Below are 20,289 nucleotides of genomic sequence, written 5' to 3'. Positions count from 1 at the left end.
AGCTCTCGGCGGGTTTGCTTGCGCTTGCCGGCGTACTCAAAGTCGGAAAAGCTCATCTGGCTCATGGGCGGCTCGGATCAGGTGTTGCGGGGATTCTCGCATAACTGAAGGCTTGTTCGGAGATTCCCTAACAACAACAATAAATGAGCCAACACGATGACTAACCCATTGAGCACGCCCCGAATTGCACACGTGTGCAAACCTGTTTACAACCACGCCCTGATGGCCGCCCTGTGTGCCGCCGCCCTGCAAGGCAGCCTGTTGCTGATGCCTGGCGCGGCTCAGGCGCTGGAACTGGATTACCAGCACCAGTACAACGAAAAAGATCGCGATCACACCGACAAAGTGATGATCACCCAGGCCCTGGATAACGGTCTGGCGTTCTCTTTCCAGTTCGTCGCCAGCCCGGCCGAAAAAAGCAATGGCCAGCCGGGCCAGCCGTTTGAACACATGACCAAAGACTCCCTCAAGGGCAAGGTCAAGTACTCGCACAAACTCACCAAACACTTGAAGTTCAAACCCAAGTTCACCTACTCACAGGGCAAAGACAAAAAGTCCTACAAGCCTGCATTGAAGTTCCCGTATGAACTGGGTTACGGCTTCTCCGCCACGCCCGGCTATTACTACAAAGTCACGACCTACAAGAACGGCAACGAAACCAAACGCGACAACGTCTGGTCCTTAGGCGGCAAGTACAAGATGGAACACATGTCCATCGGCGTGGCGCGCAAAGAGATCTACAGCAACCAGATCGCCTTCGATGGCAAAAAACGTAACTACAGCAACAAGCTGTATATCGACTACAAGCTGACCCACTCTTTCACCCCGTACGTTGAAGTGGCGGACGTCTACGTCGACAAAAACACCGACGAGCGTCAGGCCCGCTACCGCGTGGGCTTCAAATACAAATTCTGACCGCGCCCTGCCCTTCAATCCCTGCTGGAGACTGCGAATGAACGTTTCTCTCTCACGCCTTGCCCGCCTGGGCGGCCCCCTGTTGAGCGTCGCCCTGGGCCTGAGCAGCCCACTCACGGCCCACGCTCAGGCCGAAGGCCATTACGTGCTTGAAAAAGCGGTGCAGGTCAGCCGCCACGGCATACGCCCGCAAACCGACACCGCCAAACTGGTGGAGGCCACACAGCGCCAATGGCCCACCTGGCTGGTGCGCGACGGTGAACTCACCGGCCACGGCTATCTGGCCGCCAGTTTGATGGGCGCCTGGCAAGCCGAGCAGTATCGCCAGGCCGGTCTGCTGCCAGCCGGCTGCCCGCAAAACGGCACGCTGTACGCGGTTTCCAGTCCTAAACAGCGCACCCGCGCCACCGCCGCCGCATTGATGGACGGCATGTTCCCCGGCTGCGGCGAGAAACCCCACGCCAGCGCGCAGTCCCTCGATCCGCTGTTTCAGACTGACAAGATGGACTTCGCCCGCGTCGACCCGGCCATCGCCAAGGCTGAAATCCTCACGGCGCTGGGTGGCGACCTGCAAGCGGCCAAGGCCCGCCTGCAACCCGACCTCGACCTGCTCAAGGCCGCCGCGTGTGTCGAGGGCAAACCGTGCCCGTTTTACGACGCGCAATGGGTCATCAAGCAAAACGATGAGGGGCGCCTGAAAATCAAGGGGCTGGATAAAGCCTCTTCGCTGGGCGAAACCTTCCGCCTGCAATACAGCGAGGGCAAACCCATGAGCGAGGTAGCGTTCGGCCACGCAGCCGATGCCAAACAGGTGATGGCACTCACGCGCTTGCACCGGGCCAAATATGACTTCGTCAATGACACGCCACACATCGCCCGGCGTGGCGGTTCACAACTGATGAATCAGCTGCGCCTGGCGCTGGAGCAAGGCACGCCCCTGGAGCAGGCCGATCCACTGGGCAACCCGCCGGCGGCACCGTTGCTGGTGATCGTGGCCCATGACACCAACCTCTCTCAGTTACGCACCATGCTCGGGTTTCACTGGACGCTAGGCGAGTACCAGCCGGGCAATATCCCGCCCACCGGCACCCTGGCGTTTGAACGCTACCGCGACGCGGACAGCGGCGAGCGCTTCATTCGCACCACGTTCGTCACCCAGACGCCGGATCAAATGCGCCACCTCACGCCGTTGAATGCCGACAATCCGCCGCTGCAGGCTGACTTCAGCCTGCCCGGCTGCAAGGTCACTCAGGTCGGCACCTTGTGCCCGCTCAAGGATTTTGCCGAGCGCCTGAACACGGCCATCGACCGCACCGCCCTGACCACGTACCGCTATCCCTGACAACGGTGGCGCGGGCTGCGACATCAAGTAGCCTGCGCCAGCGCACACAAAATGCCGCGCCTCTGGATTTGGCCGACTAGACTTTGTCGCCACTTGTGTCGGGGAAGAACCGGCTGGTTCCCCTGCGCCGCGTTGCCAAAAGGAAATCCCATGAAAGACTCCGCGTTCTCTGTCACCCGTTTCGCGCTTGGCCTGTTGCTGGGCAGTGCACTCACGCCCGTCGCGCTTGCCCAAACCGCCAGCAGCGATGGCTACGTGCTGGATAAAGTGGTGCAAGTCAGCCGCCACGGCGTACGGCCCCCGACCGCGTCCAATGAAAAACTGCTGACGCAGGTCACGCAGCGCCAATGGCCGACCTGGCTGGTGCCCTTGGGCAATCTGACCGGCCACGGCTACACCGGGGCGGTGGAAATGGGCCGCTATCGCGGCACGGTCCTGCGCAACGCCGGGCTGATCCCCCAGGGTTGCCCGGACGCCAAAACGGTGCTGGCACATGCCAGCCCCCTGCAACGCACCAAGGCCACGGCCCAGGCGTTACTCGACGGCATGTTCCCCGGCTGCGGCTTCCAGCCCACCTACGTGGCGGGCAAACAGGACGCCCTGTTCCAGGCCAATGAAATGAGCTTTGCCGCGCTGGACGCCGAAAAAGCCAAGGCGCAGATCCTCAAGGCACTGGGCGGCAGCGTGGAGGCCGCCCAGAAGCGTTACGCCCCGTTTGAAGAAACCCTGCGTGAAGTGGCCTGCTTGCCAGACGTGAACTGCCCCTACGGCCACGAACCCTGGAAACTGGTGCAAAACGAAAAGGGCCGTTTTTCGATCAAGGGCCTGAGCGCGGGCGCCAACATGGGCGAAGTGTTCCGCCTTGAGTACAGCCAGGGCCTGCCGCTGGATAAAGTCGCGTTCGGCCACGCCCCCACGGCTGCGGACGTGTCGGGCCTGATGGTGCTGACCAAAGCCAAATACGATTACCTCAACGACATCCCCTACATCGCCAGCCGGGGAGCGTCGGAGCTGATGAACCAGATTGCTCTGGCACTCAAACAAGGCACGGCGCTAGCCGCCAAAGACGTCACCGACACGCCGCCTGACGTGCCGCTGATGCTGCTGGTGGCCCACGACACCAACATTTCGTACCTGCGCACCATGCTCGGCTTTGGCTGGAAGCTGGGCGACTACATTGAAAACAACATTCCGCCCGTGGGCACGTTGCAGTTTGAGCGCTACAAGGAAGTCAGCACCGGGGACTACTTCTTGCGCATCGCGTTTGAAGCCCAGTCGATGGACCAGATTCGCAACCTGACGCAGCTGCAAGGCCAGGCAAAACCGCTGAACAGCGAGTTCAAAAGCGCCACGGACTGCCGCACCACCCGCGTCGGCCTGCTGTGCCCGCTCAAGGCCGCGATGGCGACTGTCGAGCGAAACATCGACCCGACCGCGCTCACGCCCTACCGCTTTCAGTAAACCGTCACGCCACGCGGCAGGCGCAATGCCTGCCGTTTATTGCGCGTTTCGACTGAAGATGCGGATGACTTCGTCCAGATGGTCAGCCATTGCCTGACGCGCGCCTTGCGCGTCGTGCTGCTCCAGGGCATGCAGCAGGGTGCGGTGCTCGTCTTCAGAACGGTGTGGCATGTCGTCTGAGGTGTAATGGCTTTGCAGGCGCTGGAACAGGCTGCCGTAACGATGGCCCAGCAAATGTTGAATCATCAGCGCATACGCCGGGTTATCAGACGCTTGTGCAATCCGGATGTGAAACAGACGATCGCCGGGGTGGGTGTGCGAGCCTTCGCGATTGTCCTGCACGTTGCGCTCGAACGCCTCACGAATCCCGGCCAGCTCTGCATCACTGGCATTCACGGCCGCCAGCGCCGCGGCTTCGGGCTCAATCAAACGACGGGCCTGGAGCAAGGCAAACGGCGGAATTTCAGCGCTGAAATCCACCTCGATGCCCAGTTCCGGGTCCAGTTCTTGCCACTGATTGCGCGTGACTTGCGCCATCACCGGTTCATCGGACACGGGTTTGACTGGCGGCTCACACACTAAAACGCCATTGCCTACGCGCACATCCACCAGACCGATCACTTCCAGCGCAATCATGGCTTCACGCACGGACGCGCGACTGACGCCCAACAACTTAGCCAGTTCACGTTCGGCGGGCAAGCGGCTGCCGGGTGGAAATTCTCCACTGTCGATCAGGGCGCGCAGCTGATCTGCGATCTGTCGATAAAGCCGTTGGTTATCAATCACTTGAAAAGGCATGTCGGTTTTTGTCCTGCTCAATTCGGCGCTCTGCACGCCACGCGGCCGTAAAAAGGCGCTTGTTGCGGTGCAACGTGCATGCTACAAAAGGTTCAATGGCCTGACCATTGGATGGGTAACGTACAGCGATCATAACGTAAAGCGCCGCCCAATCCTTCCCCGGTTTTGCCAGGCGTACGCCCACAATGGCCTGACCATTGGGCCAAATAACAATAATGAACAGTGTCACGGAGCATCCATGGATCTTTCCGGCAAACGCGTCCTCATCACGGCGGCAGCCCAAGGCATTGGCCAGGCCAGTGTGCAGGCCTACCTCGCCGCTGGCGCCGAGGTCTTCGCCACCGACATCAATGCCACCGCCCTGGACTCACTGCACGGCGCGCACAAACACCTGCTCGACGTCACCGACCCGCACGCCATTGAGCGCCTCGCCGCCGAGCTGGGCCCGCTGGACGTGCTGTTTAACTGCGCAGGGGTGGTGCACAGCGGCAACATCCTCGAATGCAACGACACCGACTGGGCCTTCGCCCTCGACCTGAACGTCACAGCCATGTACCGCATGATCCGTGCGTTTCTGCCAGCAATGCTGAGCAACGGCGGCGGCTCGATCATCAACATGGCGTCGGTGGCGTCCAGCATCAAAGGCGTGCCCAACCGCTTCGCCTACTGCGCCAGCAAAGGCGCGGTGATTGGCTTGACCCGCGCCGTCGCGGCCGATTTCGTCAGCCAGAACATTCGCTGCAACGCCATTTGCCCCGGCACGGTGGACTCCCCCTCCCTGCGCCAGCGCATCACCGAGCAGGCCCTGCGCGAACAGCGCAGCGAAGCCGAGGTGTACGCCGCGTTCGTCAGCCGCCAGCCCATGGGCCGTATCGGCTCGGCGCAAGAAATCGCGCAACTGGCGCTGTACCTGGGGTCCAGCGCCAGCGGCTTCACCACCGGTACCACCCAGATCATTGACGGCGGCTGGAGCAACTAGCCCACCGCTGCGCCCTCTCTTTACCTCTTCAAGGAGCTTTTATGAAACTGCTGCGCTTTGGCGAAAAAGGCCAGGAACGTCCAGGCCTGCTGGATGACAACGGTGAGCTGCGGGATTTGTCTGCCGTGGTCACGGACATTGCAGGCCAGGCCTTGAGCCCCGACAACCTGAACCGTCTGCGAGACATCGACCCCGCCTCGTTGCCCCGCGTACCCGGTTCGCCGCGCCTGGGTGCGTGTGTCGGTCAAGTCGGAAAATTCATCTGCATCGGTCTCAATTACGCCGATCACGCCGCCGAAACCGGCGCACCGATTCCGGCCGAGCCGGTGGTGTTCGGCAAATGGACCAGCGCCATTGTCGGCCCCAACGACGACATCGAAATCCCGCGTCATTCGCGCAAGACCGACTGGGAAGTGGAACTGGGCGTGGTCATCGGCAAGGGCGGCCGCTACATCAGCGAAGACGATGCGCTGGAACATGTGGCCGGGTATTGCGTGATTAACGATGTGTCCGAGCGCGCCTTTCAGCTGGAGCTGGGCGGCACGTGGGACAAGGGCAAAGGCTGCGACACCTTTGGCCCGCTCGGCCCGTGGCTGGTGACGCGCGATGAAATTCCCGACCCGCACCAGCTCGACCTGTGGCTGGAAGTGGATGGCAAGCGCTATCAGAACGGCAACACACGAACCATGATTTTCCAGATCCCGACCATCATCAGTTACCTGAGCCGATTCATGAGCCTGCAACCCGGTGATGTGATTTCAACCGGCACCCCGCCCGGCGTCGGACTGGGCATCAAGCCCGAGCCCGTGTACCTGCGCGCCGGCCAGCAGATCCGCCTGGGCATCAGTGGCCTGGGTGAACAACACCAACGCACGGTAGATGCCGACTGACAGGGAGTTGCGCCATGACCACCATTACCGCCGTACGGGTCGAAGACATTCGCTTCCCCACCTCGCAGTCGCTGGACGGGTCCGACGCGATGAACCCGGACCCGGATTATTCCGCGGCCTATGTCATCCTCGAAACCGACACCCCCGGCCTTGAAGGCCATGGCCTGACGTTCACCATCGGCCGCGGCAATGAAATCTGCTGCGCTTCAATCAAGGCCCTGGCCAGCCTGCTGGTGGGCTTGAAACTGGACTGGATCGCCGAGGACATGGGCCGTTTCTGGCGTCACGTCACCAGCGACAGCCAATTGCGCTGGATCGGCCCGGACAAGGGCGCTATCCACTTGGCCACCGGCGCTGTGGTCAACGCCGCGTGGGACTTGTGGGCCAAGGCTGAAGGCAAACCGGTGTGGCGCCTGGTGGCCGACCTGAGCCCCGAGCAACTGGTGCGTTGCATCGATTTTCGCTACCTCACTGATTGCATCACCCCCGACGAGGCGCTGAGCCTGCTGCGCGAGCGCGCCAACGGCAAGGCCGAACGCATGGCGCTGCTCGAAGCCCACGGCTACCCCTGCTACACCACGTCCGCCGGCTGGCTGGGTTACGCCGACGACAAGCTGCGCCGCCTGTGCCAGGAAGCCGTGGATGCGGGGTTTTCCCACGTCAAATTGAAAGTCGGGCATGACCTACAAGACGACATCCGCCGCGTGCGCATCGCCCGCGAAGTGTTGGGCCCGGACCGCAAATTGATGATTGATGCCAATCAGGTGTGGGAAGTCGACACCGCCATTGATTGGGTGCGCGAATTGTCCTTCGCCAACCCGTGGTTTATCGAAGAGCCCACCAGCCCGGATGACGTCGAAGGACATCGCACTATCCGACTGGGCGTCGCGCCGGTCAAAGTGGCCACCGGCGAGATGTGCCAAAACCGCATCGTGTTCAAGCAACTGATCATGCGCGAGGCTATCGACGTGGTGCAGATTGATGCCTGCCGCCTGGGCGGGGTCAACGAAGTGCTCGCGGTGATGCTGATGGCGGCCAAGTACAACTTGCCGGTGTGCCCGCACGCAGGCGGGGTTGGCCTGTGCGAGTACGTGCAGCACCTGTCGATGATCGATTACCTGTGCATCGCTGGCACCCATGAAGGGCGAGTGGTGGAGTTTGTCGATCACCTGCATGAGCATTTCGAAGACCCGTGCGTGATTCGCGATGCCGCGTACATGCCGCCCCAGGCACCGGGGTTTTCGATCCAGATGAAAGCCGCATCCCGCGAGCAGTATCGCTACCGGGATTGAAACCCAGTCATCAGCGGACGGAGCACAACAATAATGTCGTCCCGACACTCACTACGGCTGGATGCCCACCAGCATTTCTGGCGCTACGACGCGGCACGCTACCCGTGGATCACGGGCGACATGCCAGCGTTGCGTCAGGACTTTCAGCCCGATGATTTGCGACCCTTGCTGGACCGGGCCGGGCTTGATGGCTGCATTGCCGTGCAGGCCCGCGCCTGCGAAACCGAAACGGATCGCCTGTTGGTCCTGGCCCACAGGCATCCCTGGATACGGGCCGTGGTGGGCTGGACCGACCTGCGTTCGGCCCGCCTTGAGCCGTCCCTTGAACAATGGGCAGATGCCCGCGTGCTACGCGGGTTTCGTCATCAGTTGCAAGACGAACCCGTGCCCGCCGCGTGGATGCAGGACGCGGCGTTTAATCGCGGGCTCAGCACCCTGCAACGCAAGGGGCTGGTCTATGAAGTCCTGATCAAGGCGCGGGATTTACCTGCCGCGACCCGGCTGTGCCAACAGCACGACGGGCATCACCTGGTGCTCGATCATCTGGACAAGCCCGACGTGCAAGCGCAGGGCCTGCGGGAGTGGGCTCAGCAGCTCGCGGGGCTGGCGGCGCTGCCCCATGTCAGTTGCAAGCTCTCGGGGCTGATGACCGAAGGTGACTGGCAATCGCGCGACTGCAGACCCTTACTGCCCTACCTGCACACCGCGCTGGAGCTGTTCGGCGCCGATCGCCTGATGTTCGGATCGGACTGGCCGGTGTGCCTGCTGGCCAGCGACTACATCGGCACCTGCGCCCTGGTTGAGCAGGCGGTGCAGCCACTGAGCACGTCCGAACAGGCCGCCATTTGGGGCGGCACCGCGTGCCGTGTCTACGGGATTGAAGGAGTTAACCCATGAATCTGTATTTGCAGGACAAGGTGTTTATCGTTACGGGCGGCGGTTCGGGGATTGGTGCGGCCATTTCACTGGGGCTGGCCGATGAAGGCGCGATCCCGGTGATTTTCGGCCACAGTCCGTTGCCGGATGAGCTGGCGCGGGCACTGGACCAGCGTCAGGCGCAAAGCCTGTTCATTGAGGTGGAGTTGCGCGATGAAGACGCCTGCCGCACCGCCGTGGCCCAGGTACTCACACGTTTCGGACGCATCGACGGGCTGGTGAACAACGCCGGGGTCAATGATGGCGTGGGGCTGGAAGCCGGGCGGGCGGGCTTTGTCGAGTCGCTGGAAAAAAACCTCATCCATTACTACGTCATGACCCACTTGTGCGTGGATGCGCTCAAAGCCAGTCGCGGCTCTATCGTCAATATCAGCTCCAAAACCGCCCTCACCGGCCAAGGTGGCACCAGTGGCTATACCGCCGCCAAGGGCGCGCAATTGTCGCTGACCCGGGAATGGGCCACGTCGCTGCGCAATGACGGGGTACGCGTCAACGCGGTGATCCCGGCCGAGGTCATGACGCCGCTGTACGCGCGCTGGATCGACACCTTTGCCGACCCTACGGCCAAGCTGGCCAGCATCGTCGAAAAGATCCCCTTCGGTCAGCGGATGACAACCGCCGAAGAAATCGCTGACAGCGTGCTGTTCCTGTTGTCGTCCAGGTCTTCCCACACCACCGGGCAATGGCTGGTGGTCGATGGCGGCTACACCCACCTGGACCGGGCGCTGACATGACGGCGCAACGTCATTGTCTGGCCCTCGACCTCAAGGACGACCCGGCGCTGATTGCCGAATACGAAGCCCTGCACCGCCAGATCTGGCCACAGATCAGCCAGCACCTGCTCGACAACGGGGTACTGGACATGCAGATCTGGCGACTGGGCACGCGCCTGTTCATGGTCATGGACACGGCCTGCGGGTTCGACCCTGAAGCCTTTGCCCGCGCCGGGGCCAGCGACCCGCACGTACAGGCATGGGAGACGCTGATGTGGCGCTTTCAACAGCCCACGCCATGGACGGCCAGGCACCAGAAGTGGGCGCCGATGGCACAAATATTCAGCCTGCACGCGCCCCACACGGGCGCCACGGGCGAAGCGCGAGACCTTTAACACCCGGCAGCAACGACACAACAACAATAAGCAGGAGATGCGTTATGTCACTCAAGCATTCCACCGTTGCAGCGTCGCCCCGTCCGGCGGCGGTTTCTTCTTATCGCCGGGCACTGATACTGGTGACCTGTCTGTTCTTTTTATGGGGGTTGTCCTACGGCTTGCTGGATGTGTTGAACAAGCACTTTCAAGACACGCTGCACGTCAGCAAGGCGCAATCAGGCTTGTTGCAAAGCGCTTATTTCGGCGCGTACTTTGTGATCGCCCTGCCCGCCGGGCTGCTGATGGATAAATACGGTTACAAGGCGGGCATCCTGCTCGGCCTGTGTCTCTATGCCATCGGCGCGTTGCTGTTCATGCCCGCGGCCTCGGCACAGAGCTTCGCGTTTTTTCTGTTTGCGTTGTTCGTGATTGCGTGCGGCCTCGGCTGCCTGGAAACCGCCGCCAACCCGTACGCCACCGTATTGGGCGCACCACAAGGCGCCGAGCGGCGCTTGAACCTCGCGCAGTCGTTCAACGGGCTGGGGCAGTTTTTTGGCCCGCTGATTGGTGGCGCGCTGTTCTTCGGCGGTGCCAGCCATCTCGAATCCACGCAATCGCTACAGATGACGTACCTGGTGATCGCCGGACTGGTGTTGCTGGTGGCACTGCTGATTGGCAGCACCCCGTTGCCGGATTTGCGCGAGCAGGAAAGCGCCGTGCAACAGCGCAGCGACAAAACCCTGTGGCAGCATCGCGAATTCGTCACGGGGGTCATCACCCAATTTTTTTATGTCGGCGCGCAAGTCGGGGTCGGGGCGTTCTTCATCAATTACGTGACTGAGCACTGGGCGCAGATGAGCAACCAGCAAGCGGCGTACTTGCTCTCGGTGGCGATGCTCAGCTTCATGTTCGGGCGATTTTTCAGCACCTGGTTGATGGGCCGGATAAACGCGCAGCGCCTGCTGCTGACCTATGCACTGATTAACACCGGGCTCTGCGTCGTGGTGGTCAGCGGGCTGGAGGGGGTGTCGGTGATCGCGCTGGTGGCGACGTTCTTTTTTATGTCGATCATGTTTCCCACGCTGTTTGCCATGGGGGTCAAAAACCTCGGCCCGCACACCAAGCGCGGCAGTTCATTCATGATCATGTCCATCGTCGGCGGCGCGTTGTTGCCCTACGTGATGGGGCTGGTGGCCGACCATTCTTCAACGGCAGTGGCGTACCTGCTGCCGACAGGCTGCTTTTTGATAGTCGCGGCCTACGCCCGCAGTGCATTGCGCGCCCGGCCCAACTGACACCTGATGTTGTTGCACTCCACAAAAACAATAATCGGAGTTCTACATGTCCACTCCCGCGTTGAAACAAGCCCTGAGAAAGATCCGCTGGCGCATCCTGCCGTTCGTGGCGCTAATGTTCGCCATGGCCATCATCGACCGCTCCAATATCGGCTTCGCCAAACACGCCTTCCAGGCTGACACAGGCCTGAGCAACGCTGCATTTGCCCTGGGGGCCGGGATTTTCTTCATCGGTTATGCGGTGTTTGAAGTCCCCAGCAACTTGATGCTGCACAAGATTGGCGCCCGCGTCTGGCTGAGCCGGATCATGGTCACGTGGGGGCTGGTGTCGGCAGCCATGATGTTTGCTCATGATGAAACCAGCTTCTACATCCTGCGCTTCTTGCTGGGTGTGGCTGAGGCGGGTCTGTCGCCGGGGGTGGTGCTGTATTTGACCTACTGGTTCCCGCAGAACCAGCGGGGTTCGGCATACGGCATTTACTACTTTGGCGTACCGCTCTCGCTGATGATCGGCGGCCCGGTCTCGGGCTGGTTGCTGGAAAGCAGCCAGTTTGGCCTGACAGGCTGGCAATGGATGTTTGTGACGGAAGGATTGGCCGCCTCGGTGATCGGCGTGTTTGCGTTCTTCTACCTCAATGACCGCCCGCGGGATGCGAAGTGGCTGAACATCGAGGAAAAGGCAGCGATCGAGCTGGCACTGGATGCCGAACAGCGGCAAAAAGCCAATCAGGGCCCGTCGTCCTGGCGCGCCGCCCTGATCAACCCGGCCGTGCTGTACTTCACCCTGATCTATTTCACGATTCAGGTCAGTGTGTATGGCGTTCTGTTTTACCTGCCCACCCGGATTGCCGAGCTACTGGGCACCGGGATTGGTCTGCACGTGGGCGCGCTGACCTCGATTCCGTGGATGGCCACGGTGTGCATGCTGTACGCGGTGACGCGACATGCCGACCGCAAGGGTCAGCAAACCCGCTATGCCGCCTGGATGCTGGCGCTCGCGGCACTGGGGATGGTCGGTTCGACCCTCAGCGCCAGCCTGCCGCTGGTGATCCTGGCGTTTTGTCTCGCGGCGTCAGGGTTTATCACCGTACAACCCTTGTTCTGGACCCTGCCCACGCGGCTGTTAAGCGGCGCGGCGGCCGCCAGCGGGATTGCCGTGATCGGGGCGCTGGGCAATCTGGGCGGGTTTCTGGCACCGACGGTGAAAACCTTTGTCGAGCAACACTTCGATAACCCTCATGCGGGCATGTACTTCCTGGCCGGAACCGCCTTACTGGGTGCGCTGATGCTGTTGCGCTCAAGCCGGGCCAGTAGCGGGCCAGCGCCACAAGGTGTGCCCGCCCCCAGCCGTTGACCATTGCCCGGTTTCAAGACACCTGAAATCCGATTGAACGATCAAACCGTGCTCCAACTCCGATTTTTAGAGACGCGCAACAGCGCTTGTTCTTTCAATCGGAGCTGGAGCAGCCCACATGACGACCGAAAACCAGTACGCAATGCAAAACCCGGTGACGCAATACCCTCAGCCGGGCTTTCCTGAGCAACCGCAACCGGCGCCCGGTTCAGTGCATAAATTGCAGCCCCATGCTGACCACGGCGAAACATCCTACAAAGGTTTTGGCCGACTGGCGGGCCGCAAGGCGCTGATAACCGGGGCGGACTCAGGGATCGGCCGCGCCGTTGCCATTGCCTACGCCCGCGAAGGCGCGGACATCGTGCTCAACTATTTGCCCGAGGAAGAAGCTGACGCACGGGAGGTGGTCGCCTTGATCGAAGCCGAAGGTCGCAAGGCCCTCTGCATTCCGGGCGATTTGTCCCAAGAAGCGTTTTGCCAGACATTGGTGAGCCAAGCCGTCCAAGGGCTGGGCGGGCTGGATATTCTGGTGAACGTGGCGGGTAAACAAACCGCACAAAAAGCCATTGCCGACCTGACCACCGAGCAGTTTGACGCGACCTTCAGGACCAACGTTTACGCCTTGTTCTGGCTGTGCAAAGCCGCGCTTCTGCACTTGCCAGCCGGTGCCACCATCGTCAACACCACGTCGATCCAGGCCTATCAGCCGTCTGAAACCTTGCTCGACTACGCGCCGACCAAATCAGCCATTGCTGCGTTTACCAAAGCACTGGCCAAACAGGTCATTGGCCAAGGCATTCGCGTCAACGCCGTAGCACCCGGCCCGTTCTGGACGCCGCTGCAACCCAGCGGTGGACAGCCTCAGGAAAAAATCCCCACCTTCGGCGCCGAAACCCCCATCGGTCGTGCAGGGCAACCGGCCGAGTGCGCACCGCTGTATGTGCTGCTGGCCAGCCAGGAATCGAGCTACATCACGGGTGAGATTTTCGGCATTACCGGGGGGACATCCATTGCCTGAGGCATAAACGTTAAAACGCGAACAAGGCCGCCGGTGCGGCCTGACCGCTGAAACGTGCACAGGTATCGCGGTCGGGGTCACGGGTGGGTTACATTCAATTCTGGTTGTAACAAAAACAACAGCCCATTCTTCCAGTAAGGGTCAACCGTGAATACCAATCAAAAACTGCGAACCTTCGACCGCATCCGTGAAGCCGTACTGCCGCAATACCGCGAACGTGTCGCCGAGTACCTGACGGCTTACGAAGAGGTGCTTCACGACGACCATGCCTGCCCTGACGCTCAGCGCACCGCGGCCAATCAACTGATGGGGTATATACGCGGCCTGAACACCACACGCGTGTTGGGCATGGCGGACCTGGAAGAACTCGAACGCCGCATCACCGAGTCCTGGCTCAAACACGCCGAGCTCGAAGGGCAGGAAGAGACAATCTGAAGGGGAGACACTGAAAGGCGATGACGTGAAATGGTGTCCCAGGCGGGGTTCGAACCTGCAACCTTCCCCTTAGGAGGGGGATGCTCTATCCAATTGAGCTACTGAGACTGATCACGCGTACCACGCACAGGACGTGGTGTGCAGGTCGGCGTGCATGGTAACGGCGATGTCGGGATTTGTCATGTCGTCCGTTGGCTTTTTAGTTGTAAGGGCTTCAATGCCTGCCAGACAGGACATCCGCCTGCATAGCTCATATACGCCCATGGATCGGCGTGTTGGACAGCGTCACTTGGCCATCGTGCAATTTGCATTGCAGCAAAATAGCGTCATTGCAATTTGCAACTCACACTCCTTAAAAATCGACAGTAAATGACTGTTTTACAAGGCTTTTATAGGTATCCTGCGTTGGCACGAAGACTGCAACTACAACAGTATTAAGTCCATGCCCTCAGAGATGACCGCCATGAACAGCACATTGATCCTGTTGAATGCACTCGCGCTGGCCGTTCTGGTCATTTTTCAATTCCAACCCGATAAGGCGACTGGTCAACAGGGCGTTGAAGTGGCGGGAATGTACAAACCCCACGCGCCATTGCCACAGTTGGCGGTGATGACACCCGGTCAAAGCGGCACACCTCACCTGACCGCCGAGCACACTGCGCAGACGCAAGCCGTTCAGGGCGAACGCTGGGTTTTCTAAAGAGAGCTTTAAAGAATCATGTCCAAAATTGCATTTGGCTTTTTGATGTTGGCGCTGGCCAGTCTGGCACTGGATATTTTTATCCCTAACGGGGCGCTGGGCGACGGGCCGTTATTTGCCGCCGCTACGTTTTTCAGCTGTTGGCTGGTGGCGTTGCTAGTAGGACGACGTATCAAGTTTGACCCGCAATTACGCTGAAGCCGGATACCCCGCTGCGTCATCAATCAAGGCCAGCAACCCTCGCACCGCGACGGTGATGCTGGCGGAGTTGTCGAGCACCTCGATGGCATCATCCCCCAAGAGTGCCATCGCATCCAGAAAGAGCTCATTACGCTGCAAGCGCTGCCGGATTTGCTCCGGCGTTTCGCGGCCCCGTTTGAGCAACCTTTCGTGCAGTACCTCTGTGTTGACACACAACATGACCGCGACTAAATCCGGATAGCGTTCGCGGGCCTGGCGCAGGTAGGCGCGCGAGCCATTGACCAAGACGTGGCGCCCCTGTCGCAGATAGTCATCCAACTGCGTGGTAATTCCGTAGCTGAGGCCATGCGCCTGCCAGTGCAAGGCAAAGGCCCCCTGCTCTTTTAGCGCTTCAAACGTTTGGGCTGAAACACTTTGTGCGTCCTCACCCACAGATTCGGCAGAGCGGGTGATGACACGCCGCATCACCTCACACCCGCGCTCGGCCAGATAGGGACGTGCCGCTTCGATCAGGCTGTCTTTGCCCGAGCCAGACGGGCCCATCAAATAGATCAATTTGCCTGACATCTGCGACCCTCTTCTGATGCTGATCGGTTAAATCCTGGCGCTGCACCCGTGGCGGTTTAAATAAGGGTTGCCGCTCCGTCTTTCAAACAATTTGCGCGCAAATGGCGTTATATGACGTGTTTCAGATGAATGGAACCGGTTAACGCTATCCAACCCAGTGCGCATTTCTGATAATCACTACTGGCAAAAAGCCTGTATCCGGTTCAATATTTGTCACAGAATTGACGCCAGGGAAGTGGCTAATTTGAGGCATGATGCCGGCCTCTTAGCAATTCAGGTTGAACATTTGGCCTCAAGGATGGTCTTAAAACACATCCTGCGGCCGATCCCGAGAACCGCTCCCCTGAACTAACCGGTTAACTATATGCGCCCATTGAAACAGGCTATTTATTCCAGCCGTACGGCTGACAAGTTCGTAGTGCGCCTGCCAGACGGAATGCGCGAGCGCATTGCCGAGGTGGCACGTAATCACCATCGCAGCATGAACTCAGAAATCATCGCCCGCCTGGAACAGAGCCTCATCCAGGAAGGCGCCTTGGGCGACGAGCCCGCGCTGCGCCTCGACAGCCCGGAGCTGTCCATGCATGAACGAGAACTGTTGCAACGCTTCCGCCAGCTGTCACATCGTCAGCAAAACGCACTGGTTTCATTGATTGCACATGATGTCGAAATGGCATCCGACGCATCGTGATCTAGACGCGGTATTAAAAGCCAGCCTTGTGCTGGCTTTTTTGTGGCCGGGCCGCACGCTCCCGCTCAGCGGAAACAAAAACGGCTTGATCGACACAGTCAGATCAAGCCGTTGATGGTTAGAGCAGGAAGATCGTGGCCAGCCCCAGGAAGATGAAGAACCCGCCACTGTCTGTTACAGCCGTAATCATCACGCTGGCCCCCATGGCCGGGTCACGGCCCAGCCGCGCCAGCGTCATCGGGATCAATACCCCCATCAATGCCGCCAGCAACAAGTTGAGCGTCATGGCAGCGGTCATCACCACCCCCAGCGACCAACTGCCGTAGAGCAGATAGGCGACTACGCCAATCACCCCGCCCCACACCAGGCCATTGATAAGACCGACCGCCAGCTCCTTGCGCATCAGGCGCGAGGTGCTGCCCGTGTTGACCTGATCCAGCGCCATCGCCCGTACGATCATGGTGATGGTCTGGTTACCGGAGTTACCGCCAATGCCCGCCACAATCGGCATCAGCGCCGCCAGTGCCACCAGCTTTTCAATCGATCCCTCAAACAACCCAATGACCCGCGAGGCAAGAAACGCGGTGATCAGGTTAATTGCCAGCCAGGCCCAACGGTTGCGCAGGGATTTCCAGACGGATGCGAAAATGTCTTCTTCTTCGCGCAAACCGGCCATGTTGAGGACTTCGGTTTCGCTTTCTTCCCGAATCAGGTCGACCATTTCATCGATGGTCAGACGACCGATCAGCTTGCCGTTCTTGTCGACGACCGGCGCGGAGATCAAGTCGTACCGCTCAAATGCCTGCGCCGCATCGTAGGCGTCTTCATCCGGATGGAAACTCACCGGATCGCTGGCCATCACCTCGGACACTTGCTTTTCAGGGTCATTGACCAGCAAGCGCTTGATCGGCAACACGCCTTTCAATGCGCCGTCGTAATCGACCACGAACAATTTGTCGGTATGGCCGGGCAACTCTTTGAGGCGACGCAGGTAACGCAGAACCACTTCAAGGCTGACGTCTTCGCGGATGGTGACCATCTCGAAGTCCATCAAGGCGCCGACCTGGTCCTCGTTATAGGACAACGCGGAGCGCACACGCTCACGCTGCTGGCCGTCGAGGGTTTCCATCAGCTCATGGACGACGTCTCGCGGCAGCTCAGGGGCCAGGTCAGCAAGCTCGTCAGCGTCCATCTCCTTGGCGGCTGCCAGGAGCTCATGATCGTCCATGTCGGCGATCAGGGTTTCTCGAACCGAGTCCGACACTTCAAGCAGGATGTCGCCGTCACGGTCAGCCTTGACCAACTGCCAGACCGTCAGACGGTCGTCCAGAGGCAACGCTTCTAGAATGTAAGCAACGTCGGCGGAGTGCAGGTCTTCCAGCTTGCGCTGAAGTTCTACGAGGTTTTGCCGGTGGACCAGGTTCTCGACCCGATCATGGTGATGGCCTTCCTGACGATGTGTCAGGTCTTCGACCACACGCTGGCGGTTAAGCAGTTCAATCACTTGCGCAAGACGGCTTTGCAGGCTGTCTTGAGTCTTTTTTACTTCAACTTCGGTCATAGGCGAACTCCACTCCCAGCAGCAGGGCACGCCGGAAGGTTCAATCAGTCAATTCATGATTGGTAAAGCGGGATGCTGAGTTACTACTGGGTAAGTCCATGGAGGTATTCCACAAGCCCCGGCGGGGCTGACGGGCGCAATCATACACGGCTTAAAAAATTAATGACGCTTAAAAATCTCGGGGATACAAAAGCTTGCGCATCATGCGCAACCCAATGGTCGCGAGACTGAATCTGCGACGCCGGATTCAAGGAAGAGAACACACGCCCCTGCGAAAAACGGCTCAGGCGCATCACACCCTTTAACAGACACCCCTGGAGCGGGTTAATTCCTGATCGGTGGTGAGCACACCTGTGCGCAGCGTCATCAGACCCCACACGAGTGGAAAAAACACAAATGACAGACAGCAAAAAGCCCGCTTTAAAGGCGGGCTTTTTGGTGTTTGGTGCACTCGACAGGATTCGAACCTGTGACCGCTCGGTTCGTAGCCGAGTACTCTATCCAGCTGAGCTACGAGTGCAAGGTGTGTTTGTTAAACCAGACCACCCTGGTTGAAGCCAAGTTAACCGCCGAAGCAACTAACTCTTAAATGGTGCACTCGACAGGATTCGAACCTGTGACCGCTCGGTTCGTAGCCGAGTACTCTATCCAGCTGAGCTACGAGTGCAAGTGTGCTTGTTAAACCAGACCACCCTGGTTGAAGCCAAGTTAACTACCGAAGCAACTAACTCTTAAATGGTGCACTCGACAGGATTCGAACCTGTGACCGCTCGGTTCGTAGCCGAGTACTCTATCCAGCTGAGCTACGAGTGCATTTGAAGCTGCGTATTATAGACCGTTGAATCTCTCTGCCAAGTGTTTTTTCAATAAAATCAACGACTTACTGAAATGGCTAGATTCGAACGTGCTACATGAATAATGGCGGAGAAGGGGGGATTCGAACCCCCGACACCCTTTTGAGATGTACTCCCTTAGCAGGGGAGCGCCTTCGGCCACTCGGCCACCTCTCCGCAACACGGGGCGTATAATAACCAGCCTTTTCCCCGTATGCAACCAAAAACTTAAATAAAATTAAAGACTTGGTTCTTCGTCCTTTTCTTTCTTGATCCGCAGGTAGATTTCCTCCCGGTGTACGGCCACTTCTTTGGGGGCATTCACACCGATCCGCACTTGGTTTCCTTTGACACCGAGCACGGTCACAGTAATTTCACCGTCGCCTATGATCAGGCTTTCTGCGCACCGGCGAGTCAAAATCAGCATAGGTTTCTCCTCACGCTATTCATTCAGGGACAACAGTCTGCAAAAAAAAAGGGCTTCGGCCTACTAGCTAAATAGCTACAGCCCGACGCGCCTTCAGTATTGACCAACATGACGAAACAAGAGGCCTTCGTTCACATTTATCAAAAAAACAAAGGGCGCGGATCAACCGCGCCCTTCGGACAACGCGTTACTCACCCTGCGGGGCAGGCGCGTCCAATTCAAAAGCGGTGTGCAAGGAACGCACGGCCAGCTCCAGGTATTTCTCTTCGATCACCACCGACACTTTGATCTCGGAGGTCGAGATCATGAGAATGTTGATGTTCTCTTTAGCCAACGATTCAAACATGCGACTGGCCACACCGGCGTGCGAGCGCATGCCCACACCCACGATCGACACCTTGGCGATCTTGGTATCGCCGACCACTTCACGCGCGCCGATCTCGCGGGCGGTGTTTTCCAGCACGGTCTGCGCCGCGTTGTAGTCGTTACGGTGCACCGTGAAGGTGAAGTCGGTGGTGTTATCGTGCGCGACGTTCTGCACGATCATGTCGACTTCGATGTTGGCCGCACTGATCGGCCCCAGAATCTTGAACGCCACGCCGGGGGTGTCCGGCACGCCACGGATGGTCAGCTTGGCTTCGTCGCGGTTGAACGCGATACCAGAAATGATCGGCTGTTCCATGGATTCCTCTTCATCAATAGTAATGAGGGTGCCAGGACCCTCCTTGAAGCTGTGCAATACGCGCAGCGGAACGTTGTACTTGCCGGCAAACTCGACCGCACGGATCTGCAGCACCTTGGAGCCCAGGCTGGCCATCTCCAGCATTTCTTCGAAGGTGATCTTCTCCAGACGCCGGGCTTGCGCCACCACGCGCGGGTCCGTGGTGTAGACGCCATCCACGTCGGTGTAGATCTGGCACTCGTCAGCCTTCAACGCCGCCGCCAGCGCCACACCCGTCGTATCGGAGCCACCACGGCCCAAAGTGGTGATATTGCCCTGCTCGTCCACGCCCTGGAATCCGGCGACCACAACCACACGCCCGGCCTTGAGGTCGGCGCGAATCTTCTGATCGTCAATTTTCAGGATGCGGGCTTTGGTATGGGAACTGTCGGTGAGGATACGCACCTGGCTGCCGGTGTAGGACACCGCCGGCACGCCCCGTTTGTTCAGCGCCATGGCCAACAGGCCAATGGTAACCTGCTCGCCCGTGGACACGATCACATCCAACTCGCGCGGCAACGGCTGATCGCTGATCTGTTTGGCCAGATCGATCAGGCGGTTGGTTTCGCCACTCATTGCCGACAAGACAATCACCAGGTCATTGCCGGCTTCGCGGAACTTCTTAACTTTATCGGCGACCTGTTCGATTCGTTCGACAGTGCCGACCGAGGTGCCTCCGAATTTCTGTACGATCAAAGCCATTTCAAAGCAGCCTCAGCCCCTAAAGGGCGCCCATTTATCATTCAAACGACGCGCCGCCACTAGACAGCGGCGCGTTCTGGA

22 protein-coding genes and 5 tRNA genes are annotated in these 20,289 nt (G+C 59.5%); 16 read left to right on the top strand and 11 right to left on the bottom strand.

What is annotated here, in order from left to right; translation table 11 throughout:
* Positions 1 to 156 precede the first annotated feature (156 nt).
* The 3 genes from TU74_RS10810 (at position 157) to TU74_RS10800 (ending at position 3,718) form a co-directional block, all read left to right on the top strand.
* Positions 157 to 915, top strand: coding sequence for an oligogalacturonate-specific porin KdgM family protein (locus TU74_RS10810; RefSeq protein ID WP_048376433.1), 759 nt, complete (start codon positions 157 to 159; stop codon positions 913 to 915).
* Between the two features lie 37 nt (positions 916 to 952).
* Positions 953 to 2,257, top strand: a complete 1,305-nt coding sequence (locus TU74_RS10805) for a histidine-type phosphatase (RefSeq protein ID WP_048376431.1) — start codon at positions 953 to 955, stop codon at positions 2,255 to 2,257.
* A 150-nt stretch (positions 2,258 to 2,407) separates the two neighbouring features.
* A complete protein-coding gene (locus TU74_RS10800) occupies positions 2,408 to 3,718 on the top strand; it encodes a histidine-type phosphatase (RefSeq protein WP_048376429.1) in 1,311 nt (436 codons plus the stop codon).
* A gap of 36 nt (positions 3,719 to 3,754) precedes the next feature.
* Here TU74_RS10800 and TU74_RS10795 read toward each other — a convergent pair whose 3' ends face one another.
* Both TU74_RS10795 and TU74_RS10790 read right to left on the bottom strand, forming a co-directional pair.
* The gene (locus TU74_RS10795; protein ID WP_047276847.1) at positions 3,755 to 4,516 is read right to left on the bottom strand and encodes a FadR/GntR family transcriptional regulator; all 762 of its coding nucleotides are present in this window, start codon (positions 4,514 to 4,516) and stop codon (positions 3,755 to 3,757) included.
* The gene (locus TU74_RS10790; protein WP_047281041.1) at positions 4,497 to 4,745 is read right to left on the bottom strand and encodes a hypothetical protein; all 249 of its coding nucleotides are present in this window, start codon (positions 4,743 to 4,745) and stop codon (positions 4,497 to 4,499) included. The genes TU74_RS10795 and TU74_RS10790 overlap by 20 nt, the downstream gene beginning before the upstream one ends.
* A gap of 9 nt (positions 4,746 to 4,754) precedes the next feature.
* Between TU74_RS10790 and TU74_RS10785 the strand changes: the two genes are divergently transcribed.
* From TU74_RS10785 to TU74_RS10740, 10 genes are all read left to right on the top strand, one after another.
* On the top strand, positions 4,755 to 5,495 hold the full coding sequence (locus TU74_RS10785) for an SDR family oxidoreductase (RefSeq protein WP_047276849.1): 741 nt from the start codon (positions 4,755 to 4,757) through the stop codon (positions 5,493 to 5,495).
* Positions 5,496 to 5,536: 41 nt separating this feature from the next.
* Complete coding sequence (locus TU74_RS10780) at positions 5,537 to 6,385, top strand: ureidoglycolate lyase (RefSeq protein ID WP_048376427.1); 849 nt, start codon at positions 5,537 to 5,539, stop codon at positions 6,383 to 6,385.
* Positions 6,386 to 6,399: 14 nt separating this feature from the next.
* The gene (locus TU74_RS10775) at positions 6,400 to 7,677 is read left to right on the top strand and encodes an L-fuconate dehydratase (RefSeq protein WP_048376425.1); all 1,278 of its coding nucleotides are present in this window, start codon (positions 6,400 to 6,402) and stop codon (positions 7,675 to 7,677) included.
* Positions 7,678 to 7,710: 33 nt separating this feature from the next.
* Positions 7,711 to 8,574, top strand: coding sequence for an amidohydrolase family protein (locus TU74_RS10770; protein ID WP_048376423.1), 864 nt, complete (start codon positions 7,711 to 7,713; stop codon positions 8,572 to 8,574).
* Positions 8,571 to 9,347, top strand: a complete 777-nt coding sequence (locus TU74_RS10765) for an L-fucose dehydrogenase (protein WP_047276858.1) — start codon at positions 8,571 to 8,573, stop codon at positions 9,345 to 9,347. The genes TU74_RS10770 and TU74_RS10765 overlap by 4 nt, the downstream gene beginning before the upstream one ends.
* Complete coding sequence (locus TU74_RS10760) at positions 9,344 to 9,721, top strand: L-rhamnose mutarotase (RefSeq protein ID WP_048376421.1); 378 nt, start codon at positions 9,344 to 9,346, stop codon at positions 9,719 to 9,721. The genes TU74_RS10765 and TU74_RS10760 overlap by 4 nt, the downstream gene beginning before the upstream one ends.
* A gap of 44 nt (positions 9,722 to 9,765) precedes the next feature.
* Positions 9,766 to 10,998, top strand: coding sequence for a sugar MFS transporter (locus TU74_RS10755; protein WP_048376419.1), 1,233 nt, complete (start codon positions 9,766 to 9,768; stop codon positions 10,996 to 10,998).
* A 46-nt stretch (positions 10,999 to 11,044) separates the two neighbouring features.
* The gene (locus tag TU74_RS10750; protein WP_048376416.1) at positions 11,045 to 12,352 is read left to right on the top strand and encodes an MFS transporter; all 1,308 of its coding nucleotides are present in this window, start codon (positions 11,045 to 11,047) and stop codon (positions 12,350 to 12,352) included.
* 118 nt (positions 12,353 to 12,470) lie between these two features.
* A complete protein-coding gene (locus tag TU74_RS10745; protein ID WP_048376414.1) occupies positions 12,471 to 13,370 on the top strand; it encodes an SDR family oxidoreductase in 900 nt (299 codons plus the stop codon).
* A 165-nt stretch (positions 13,371 to 13,535) separates the two neighbouring features.
* Entirely contained in the window at positions 13,536 to 13,805 is a 270-nt protein-coding gene (locus tag TU74_RS10740) for a hypothetical protein (RefSeq protein WP_186348467.1), read from the top strand.
* A 31-nt stretch (positions 13,806 to 13,836) separates the two neighbouring features.
* On the opposite strand, the gene TU74_RS10735 is transcribed toward TU74_RS10740, so the two are convergent.
* Positions 13,837 to 13,913 (bottom strand) — tRNA-Arg (locus TU74_RS10735).
* Positions 13,914 to 14,268: 355 nt separating this feature from the next.
* On the opposite strand from TU74_RS10735, the gene TU74_RS10730 reads away from it, so the two are divergent.
* Complete coding sequence (locus tag TU74_RS10730; RefSeq protein ID WP_047277320.1) at positions 14,269 to 14,505, top strand: hypothetical protein; 237 nt, start codon at positions 14,269 to 14,271, stop codon at positions 14,503 to 14,505.
* Positions 14,506 to 14,523: 18 nt separating this feature from the next.
* Positions 14,524 to 14,703 carry a PA3371 family protein gene (locus TU74_RS10725; RefSeq protein ID WP_047276940.1) on the top strand — a complete coding sequence of 60 codons (180 nt, stop codon included), beginning with the start codon at positions 14,524 to 14,526 and terminating at the stop codon, positions 14,701 to 14,703.
* On the opposite strand, the gene phnN is transcribed toward TU74_RS10725, so the two are convergent.
* The gene (phnN, locus tag TU74_RS10720; protein WP_047276942.1) at positions 14,695 to 15,273 is read right to left on the bottom strand and encodes a phosphonate metabolism protein/1,5-bisphosphokinase (PRPP-forming) PhnN; all 579 of its coding nucleotides are present in this window, start codon (positions 15,271 to 15,273) and stop codon (positions 14,695 to 14,697) included. The genes TU74_RS10725 and phnN overlap by 9 nt on opposite strands.
* A 364-nt stretch (positions 15,274 to 15,637) precedes the next feature.
* Between phnN and TU74_RS10715 the strand changes: the two genes are divergently transcribed.
* Positions 15,638 to 15,964 (top strand): Arc family DNA-binding protein, encoded by a 327-nt coding sequence (locus tag TU74_RS10715; RefSeq protein ID WP_047276944.1) that lies wholly within the window; start codon positions 15,638 to 15,640, stop codon positions 15,962 to 15,964.
* Between the two features lie 118 nt (positions 15,965 to 16,082).
* On the opposite strand, the gene mgtE is transcribed toward TU74_RS10715, so the two are convergent.
* The 7 genes from mgtE to TU74_RS10680 form a co-directional block, all read right to left on the bottom strand.
* A complete protein-coding gene (gene mgtE, locus TU74_RS10710) occupies positions 16,083 to 17,525 on the bottom strand; it encodes a magnesium transporter (protein WP_047276945.1) in 1,443 nt (480 codons plus the stop codon).
* 443 nt (positions 17,526 to 17,968) lie between these two features.
* Positions 17,969 to 18,045, bottom strand: a tRNA-Arg gene (locus TU74_RS10705).
* Between the two features lie 70 nt (positions 18,046 to 18,115).
* Positions 18,116 to 18,192 (bottom strand) — tRNA-Arg (locus TU74_RS10700).
* Positions 18,193 to 18,261: 69 nt separating this feature from the next.
* Positions 18,262 to 18,338: transfer RNA gene (locus tag TU74_RS10695), tRNA-Arg, on the bottom strand.
* Positions 18,339 to 18,444: 106 nt separating this feature from the next.
* Positions 18,445 to 18,535 (bottom strand) — tRNA-Ser (locus TU74_RS10690).
* Positions 18,536 to 18,596: 61 nt separating this feature from the next.
* A complete protein-coding gene (csrA, locus tag TU74_RS10685) occupies positions 18,597 to 18,785 on the bottom strand; it encodes a carbon storage regulator CsrA (RefSeq protein ID WP_003175645.1) in 189 nt (62 codons plus the stop codon).
* A gap of 187 nt (positions 18,786 to 18,972) precedes the next feature.
* Positions 18,973 to 20,208 (bottom strand): aspartate kinase, encoded by a 1,236-nt coding sequence (locus tag TU74_RS10680; protein ID WP_047278104.1) that lies wholly within the window; start codon positions 20,206 to 20,208, stop codon positions 18,973 to 18,975.
* Positions 20,209 to 20,289 lie beyond the last annotated feature (81 nt).

Origin of the sequence: Pseudomonas lundensis (assembly GCF_001042985.1) — a bacterium.
Taxonomy (GTDB): domain Bacteria; phylum Pseudomonadota; class Gammaproteobacteria; order Pseudomonadales; family Pseudomonadaceae; genus Aquipseudomonas; species Aquipseudomonas lundensis.
This window is presented reverse-complemented; position numbering and strand designations above follow the sequence as displayed.

Excerpts from the sequence above, each read along its gene's own strand:
- phnN (WP_047276942.1), bottom strand. The coding sequence starts at position 15,273 with ATGTCAGGCAAATTGATCTATTTGATGGGCCCGTCTGGCTCGGGCAAA.
- TU74_RS10680 (WP_047278104.1), bottom strand. The coding sequence starts at position 20,208 with ATGGCTTTGATCGTACAGAAATTCGGAGGCACCTCGGTCGGCACTGTC.
- mgtE (WP_047276945.1), bottom strand. The coding sequence starts at position 17,525 with ATGACCGAAGTTGAAGTAAAAAAGACTCAAGACAGCCTGCAAAGCCGT.
- csrA (WP_003175645.1), bottom strand. The coding sequence starts at position 18,785 with ATGCTGATTTTGACTCGCCGGTGCGCAGAAAGCCTGATCATAGGCGAC.
- TU74_RS10725 (WP_047276940.1), top strand. The coding sequence starts at position 14,524 with ATGTCCAAAATTGCATTTGGCTTTTTGATGTTGGCGCTGGCCAGTCTG.
- TU74_RS10770 (WP_048376423.1), top strand. The coding sequence starts at position 7,711 with ATGTCGTCCCGACACTCACTACGGCTGGATGCCCACCAGCATTTCTGG.
- TU74_RS10785 (WP_047276849.1), top strand. The coding sequence starts at position 4,755 with ATGGATCTTTCCGGCAAACGCGTCCTCATCACGGCGGCAGCCCAAGGC.
- TU74_RS10765 (WP_047276858.1), top strand. The coding sequence starts at position 8,571 with ATGAATCTGTATTTGCAGGACAAGGTGTTTATCGTTACGGGCGGCGGT.
- TU74_RS10810 (WP_048376433.1), top strand. The coding sequence starts at position 157 with ATGACTAACCCATTGAGCACGCCCCGAATTGCACACGTGTGCAAACCT.
- TU74_RS10760 (WP_048376421.1), top strand. The coding sequence starts at position 9,344 with ATGACGGCGCAACGTCATTGTCTGGCCCTCGACCTCAAGGACGACCCG.
- TU74_RS10715 (WP_047276944.1), top strand. The coding sequence starts at position 15,638 with ATGCGCCCATTGAAACAGGCTATTTATTCCAGCCGTACGGCTGACAAG.
- TU74_RS10805 (WP_048376431.1), top strand. The coding sequence starts at position 953 with ATGAACGTTTCTCTCTCACGCCTTGCCCGCCTGGGCGGCCCCCTGTTG.
- TU74_RS10745 (WP_048376414.1), top strand. The coding sequence starts at position 12,471 with ATGACGACCGAAAACCAGTACGCAATGCAAAACCCGGTGACGCAATAC.
- TU74_RS10750 (WP_048376416.1), top strand. The coding sequence starts at position 11,045 with ATGTCCACTCCCGCGTTGAAACAAGCCCTGAGAAAGATCCGCTGGCGC.
- TU74_RS10775 (WP_048376425.1), top strand. The coding sequence starts at position 6,400 with ATGACCACCATTACCGCCGTACGGGTCGAAGACATTCGCTTCCCCACC.
- TU74_RS10795 (WP_047276847.1), bottom strand. The coding sequence starts at position 4,516 with ATGCCTTTTCAAGTGATTGATAACCAACGGCTTTATCGACAGATCGCA.
- TU74_RS10755 (WP_048376419.1), top strand. The coding sequence starts at position 9,766 with ATGTCACTCAAGCATTCCACCGTTGCAGCGTCGCCCCGTCCGGCGGCG.
- TU74_RS10780 (WP_048376427.1), top strand. The coding sequence starts at position 5,537 with ATGAAACTGCTGCGCTTTGGCGAAAAAGGCCAGGAACGTCCAGGCCTG.
- TU74_RS10730 (WP_047277320.1), top strand. The coding sequence starts at position 14,269 with ATGAACAGCACATTGATCCTGTTGAATGCACTCGCGCTGGCCGTTCTG.
- TU74_RS10800 (WP_048376429.1), top strand. The coding sequence starts at position 2,408 with ATGAAAGACTCCGCGTTCTCTGTCACCCGTTTCGCGCTTGGCCTGTTG.